The 6,239-nt window shown below is 39.6% G+C and carries 5 protein-coding genes; all 5 read left to right on the top strand.

What is annotated here, in order from left to right:
* Positions 1-381: 381 nt before the first annotated feature.
* The 5 genes from bshC to FPQ10_RS02385 all read left to right on the top strand — a co-directional run bounded on the left by bshC (position 382) and on the right by FPQ10_RS02385 (position 6,225).
* The gene (bshC, locus tag FPQ10_RS02405) at positions 382-2,004 is read left to right on the top strand and encodes a bacillithiol biosynthesis cysteine-adding enzyme BshC (RefSeq protein ID WP_144159659.1); all 1,623 of its coding nucleotides are present in this window, start codon (positions 382-384) and stop codon (positions 2,002-2,004) included.
* 185 nt (positions 2,005-2,189) lie between these two features.
* Positions 2,190-2,621, top strand: a complete 432-nt coding sequence (mraZ, locus tag FPQ10_RS02400) for a division/cell wall cluster transcriptional repressor MraZ (RefSeq protein WP_144159656.1) — start codon at positions 2,190-2,192, stop codon at positions 2,619-2,621.
* 17 nt (positions 2,622-2,638) lie between these two features.
* Entirely contained in the window at positions 2,639-3,613 is a 975-nt protein-coding gene (gene rsmH / locus FPQ10_RS02395; RefSeq protein WP_144159653.1) for a 16S rRNA (cytosine(1402)-N(4))-methyltransferase RsmH, read from the top strand.
* 5 nt (positions 3,614-3,618) lie between these two features.
* A complete protein-coding gene (ftsL, locus tag FPQ10_RS02390) occupies positions 3,619-3,993 on the top strand; it encodes a cell division protein FtsL (protein ID WP_144159650.1) in 375 nt (124 codons plus the stop codon).
* A gap of 21 nt (positions 3,994-4,014) precedes the next feature.
* Positions 4,015-6,225: a penicillin-binding protein gene (locus FPQ10_RS02385; RefSeq protein WP_144160183.1), complete on the top strand. Its 2,211-nt coding sequence runs from the start codon at positions 4,015-4,017 to the stop codon at positions 6,223-6,225.
* Positions 6,226-6,239: the final 14 nt, after the last annotated feature.

Genomic DNA, 6,239 nt, shown 5'->3' with positions numbered 1-6,239 from the left:
TTCTTGTCCGTTCGGGGTTATAGAAGGCTTCTATAGGACTTTTCGGCATCATTTCCTGTTCACTCGGGGGTATAGAACACTCCTATAGGACTTTCCGGCGTCATCTATTACTCATTCGGGGGTATAGAGCGCTTCGATGACTACGAATTCAGTTGGTCATATGGCAAACCATCGATATAGGTAATGAGGTGGCCGATGCAAGAAAGCGGCATGGACGACTTGGCGACTTGCTTTGTCCTGGCTGTCATTGCATACATATATTTCACTAGTTATACTCTATTCCTCAGCGTCACTAAACAGATTTAATGAAAGTCATTGTTTTTTTCGATAAAATAACAGCTAGGTATTGAACGAGTAAAGTAATAAAGGCAGGGTTATAGGATGCAGACAATTCCAATTCAGTTACAACCATCACAATTGTTACAGGATTATCGAGATCGCAAGGAATCGATTTTTACGCAATTTGAATATGATCCGTACCAGATTCAGAGTTATAAAAATCGGTTATCTCAGATCCAGCAAGCCGAATACCAACGGGAAGAGCTGGCGCAAGTATTGTTGGAGCAAAATCAAAAATGGGGAGCGGGCCCTGCTGTTGAAAAAAATATCGAAGCGTTAAAAAATCCAGCCTCATCGGTCATCATTGGCGGACAGCAGGCGGGTCTTCTGACGGGTCCACTCTATACCATTCATAAAATAGTGTCTATTCTTGTCCATGCAAAAGAGCAAGAAGAACACTTACAGCAACCTGTCATTCCGGTTTTTTGGATTGCGGGTGAAGATCATGATTTTGAAGAGATCAATCATGTTTATATTCAAAAAAATGCTAATCGATTAAAAAAGATTGCTATTGACGATGAGTTAGAATCCAAGAAATCTATCTCCTCAAGAGTGTTGCCGAAGCAAGAAACGGCCACTTTCTTGAAAGATATATTTTCTGCATTTCAGGAAACCGAACATACAAAGAAAATATACCAACAACTCCAAGAAGCTGCGGACCAAAGTGAAACATATGTGGATTTTTTTGGAACTCTTATTCATCAAATGTTCCAAGAAGAAGGCTTAGTATTGGTTGATTCAGACGATCCTAATTTAAGAAAGCTGGAATCAGCTTATTTTGTGCGGATGATTGAGGAACAACCAAACATTGCTAAAGCTGTCGTTAAGGACTTACAACTTCAAGAAGAAAAAGGATATACGATTTCAGTTGATGCTGCGAGTGACGATGGTCATCTGTTTTATCATATCGACGGCGAGAGGCAGTTACTCATAAAAGAAGACGATCAATGGAAGACGAAGGATGGAAAGGTTTCTTTACAAACAGAAGAGCTATTAACAATTGCAAAAAATGAGCCAGAGCGATTGAGCAATAACGTCATCACACGTCCGCTCATGCAAGAGATGGTTTTCCCTGTATTGGCTTTTCATGCAGGACCTGGCGAGTTGGCCTATTGGTCAATTTTGAAAAATGCCTTTCGATGTTTGAATTTGACGTTGCCAATCGTCATGCCTCGACTATCGATCACACTTCTCCAATCCAATCATCAATCATGGATGGATGAGATGGATATATCAGTCGAGTCATTAATTCAATCGGGTATTTATACGCAAAAGATGAACTGGTTGAAGCGGCAGACAAAACTGCCGATTGAAGAAACATTCCAAGAAGTTCAGAAACAAATAGAGACGATTCATCAATCCGTGCAAGAAATCGCAGAATCGATCAGCTCTGATATGGAAGGCCTTTCGAGTAAGAATCTTGAAAAAATCCAAAAAGAATTAGCTTTTGTTGAGAAGCGGTTCATCAGAAATGTTGAAAAAAACCATCAACTGCGAATGAACAGGTATGACACGTTAGATACGTATTACCATCCGGATGGTGGGTTACAAGAACGGAAGTGGAATATGATTCATTGGATCAACCAATATGGATTGGACTTGCCATCGAGATTGGCTACACTTCCACCAAAATGGGAAGTGGACCACCTATTGGTAGAGCTGTAACCACTCATCTACCACCACTCACCACTTTTTAATTAAATCAGAAAAAAGCTATATATATTAAGGTTTATAGCATGTTTAGTCGACTGGCTAAACATGCTTTTTTTATGTTTATATAAATTTTTATTAAAAAAGTGGTTGAAAGTGGTGGATTGTGGTAAACTATAAAAAAAGGTGGGGCGAAGTCTATGTTTATGGGTGAGTTTCAACATAATATTGATACAAAAGGCCGGATCATTATTCCATCTAAATTCAGAGATGGCTTAGGCCAGTCATTTGTGCTCACTCGTGGAATAGATCATTGTTTATTCGCCTACCCAATGGATGAATGGAAAGTCCTCGAAGAAAAACTGAAAAAGTTACCAGTTACTAAGAAGGATGCACGTGCATTTACACGTTTTTTCTTCTCTGGTGCTGTTGAATGTGAAATCGATAAGCAAGGTAGAATCAATGTTCCATCCCCCCTCCGGAAATATGCCAATCTGGATAAAGAATGTATCGTAATCGGCGTTTCAAACCGAATCGAATTATGGGCACGCGATGCTTGGACAGACTATGTAGAAGAATCAGAAGAATCGTTTGCTGAAATCGCAGAAAATATGATGGATTTCGATATTTAATGGTGGAGGGTGAAGAGATGTTTGAACACTTTAGTGTATTGAACCAAGAAACAATTGAAGGACTGTCTATTCAACCGAATGGCACCTATGTAGACTGCACACTTGGAGGTGCAGGACATTCAAAGAAGATTATTGAAAAATTGACAGAAAAAGGCCACCTGGTTGCTTTTGATCAGGATGAAACGGCTATTGAACATGCTAGAAAATTATTATCCGAATACGAGAATCAAGTTACATTCATCCACCGAAACTTCTCACAGTTAGAAGAAGCATTGGATGAGTTGGACATTAGCGAAGTTGAAGGAATTGTCTTTGATCTAGGCGTATCTTCTCCGCAACTCGACCAAATCGAAAGAGGATTCAGTTATCACAATGATGCGCCACTGGATATGCGAATGAATCAGACCCAGAAATTAAGCGCATATGAAGTTGTCAATCATTGGACGTATGAGCAGCTTGTTAAATCCTTTTTTAGGTATGGAGAAGAGAAATTCTCTAAACAAATCGCAAGGAATATTGAGCGTAAAAGAGAAGAAAAGCCGATTGAGACGACGCTCGAATTGGTGGAAATTATTAAAGAAGCTATTCCCGCACCTGCAAGAAGAAAGGGTGGGCATCCGGCCAAACGTATCTTTCAAGCAATTCGGATTGCAGTGAATGATGAATTGAATGTCTTTGAAGAAGCTTTACATCAAGCGGCAAGAAAAGTGGCGATTGGCGGTAGGATTGCTGTGATTACCTTTCACTCATTGGAAGATAAAATTTGTAAACAAGCAATGAAGAAATGGAGCACGCCAGAGGATGTTCCTAAAGAAATACCTTTATTGCCTGAAGAAATTCAACCACCCTTTAAGCTCATCAACAAGAAACCGATTGTTCCAAACGAGAATGAATTAGATGAAAATCGCCGATCCCGGTCGGCCAAATTAAGAATTTGTGAAAAAGTCACGGAATGGGACGAAAAATACGCACTGAATGGAAAGGGGAAGTAAATTAAATGAGTGCTGAAAGACTGAGACAATATCAAACATTGCCACACCGGAAGGACCAAACATCCCATCAAACGGAACATCATGTGGAACAAGCCAAAAAAACCTTATTTACAAAAGGTGAGAAGTTTTTGTATACTTTAGGAATATTGGTAATAACTTGTTTCGCCATTTACATGGTTATGTTTTCTACATCAGTCAATTCATTGAACCGTGATATTCAGCAATTGGACAGTAATATTGAAACGATACAATCCCAAAACGTTTCCCTTCATGCAGAAGTTCAAGAACTGAGTAATCCAACAAGAATTTTGACCATCGCAGAAAAACATGGACTTGATATTAAAAACAGTAACGTGAAACAAGCCAATAATACCCCTTAAGGGAAGGGATCTTCGGTGAGAATGAAACAAAAAAACATCATGCTGATCTTATTGGTTAGCATATTTACATTAGGATTTTTAATCATAATCGGCCGGTTTGTGTACATCCAAGTAGGAGGAGAAGTGCAATCGGTCGATTTAATTGATTATTCGAATAAGTATCGTCAGGTTGGTAAGGAATTGAGTTATGAAAGAGGGAAAATCCTTGATCGGACAGGTATGGTTCTGGCAGATAATCGGCCGACGTATAAACTTTATGCAATTGTTGATGAATCATATTCCGAAAATTCACCAACTCCTTTACACGTGAAAAACCCTTCAAAAACGGCTGAAAAATTAGCTGCGTTTTTGGAAAAAGATCCGAATGAAATTGAACAAACTATTACAAATGGCATTGAAAATGATCGATTCCAAGTGGAATTCGGCGTACAGGCAAATAATCTATCTGAGGCCAAAATGGAAGAAATAAAAGCGCTTGGATTACATGGAATCAATTTCGAACAACAAATGCAACGGTATTATCCAAACGGTGCATTTGCTTCTCATATACTCGGATACACACGAGCAGAAAAGGGGAAACCAGTCGCTGAATTTGGGGTTGAGTTAGAATGGGATGAATATTTACAAGGTGAAGCTGGCTCTGTTAGCTATAAGCGAGATAAATATGGGTATAAGTTATTGAACGCCGACGAAGTCGTTCAACCACCTGAAAATGGAGATCATGTGTACTTGACGATCGATCAAAAAATCCAAACCTTTTTGGAAGATGCAATGACAACGATTGAAAAAGAATATCAACCAGAACGCATGGTGGCTGCTGTTATGGACCCTAAAACAGGTGAAATGCTGGCCATGAGTAATCGGCCGACATTTAATCCAAACCAACCTGAAAATATTACCAATTGGTACAACGACGTCATATCCTACCCAATTCAGCCGGGTTCGACGATGAAAATGTTCACGGTCGCTGCAGCAATGGAAGAGGGCGTCTACAACGGAAATGAAACGTACCAATCTGGAAAATATCGTATCAACGAGAATCACCGATATATCCGTGACCATAATAACGTCGGTTGGGGTGAAATTACCTATGATGAAGGAATTCAACGCTCATCCAACGTCGCAGTGGCCAAATTATTATGGGAAAAAATCAAACCAGATACGTTTATGGAATATATCGAAGCTTTTCATTTAGACCGTATGACAGGGATAGACTTATCTGGAGAACGTCTTGGAAAGATGGTTTACCAGTATCCGATGGAGAAATTGACAATGGCCTATGGACAAGGATCTACTTTTACTCCTATTCAGATCATGAAAGGTGCTACAGCCATTGCGAACGATGGTAAGATGGTGAAGCCGTACGTCATTTCGAGTGTCGTTGACTCAGAAACAGAGGAAATTCTTCATGAAAAGAAAACGGAAATCGTAGGAGAACCCATTAGTGCTGAAACCTCAAAACAATTACGGGATTTATTCGAAACTGTCATTACCGGAGAACACGGAACAGGTAAAAGTTTTAAATTAGATGGTTACTCATCTTTAGGAAAGACAGGGACCTCTCAACTACCTGACCCTGAAACCGGTGGTTGGCTGACGGGACCTTCGAATTACCTGTTTTCATTTATGGGGATGGCGCCAAAAGATGATCCGGAATTATTGATGTTCGTCGCTGTCAAACAACCAAAACTTGATTATTCTTATGAAGGATCACGGACGACATCCTATATTTATAAAACGGTTATGGAAAACAGTTTGAATTACTTGAATGTACAACCAGACCAAGAAAGTTCTGACGAAATGGAACCGATCATACTCGATAATATTATAGGAGCATCAATAAAAGAGCTGGAAGCGTCCTATGAAGAAAAAGGTATCGAGGTAGTTCCTTTAGGTACAGGCGAAAAAGCTACAGATTCAAGACCAATAGAAGGAGATCGTTTATTTCCGAGTAATCACTTGCTCGTTAAGACGGAAGGCGAGGCTCAAATGCCAAATCTGTCAGGTTGGCCTTTGCGTGATGTGCTTCACCTAAGTGAATTACTTGATTTAGAGCTTGAATTTGATGGAAGTGGTTTTGTTATCGAACAGAGTATAAAGCCCGGAACAAAACTTAATAAAGGTGATCGGTTGGTCATAGAATTACAAAGCAAACAACAACAATTCGAAAAACAACAAAGTGAATCAGAAAACGACGAACCATCCGATCAAAATTCAAGCGCTGATGAATGATCAAGTCAATAAAT

The organism is Allobacillus sp. SKP2-8 (assembly GCF_007559355.1).
In the GTDB taxonomy this organism is placed as follows: Bacteria; Bacillota; Bacilli; order Bacillales; family Alkalibacillaceae; genus Allobacillus; species Allobacillus halotolerans.
Note: the sequence above shows the minus strand (reverse complement) of the source record. Positions and strands in the feature narration are given on the sequence as shown.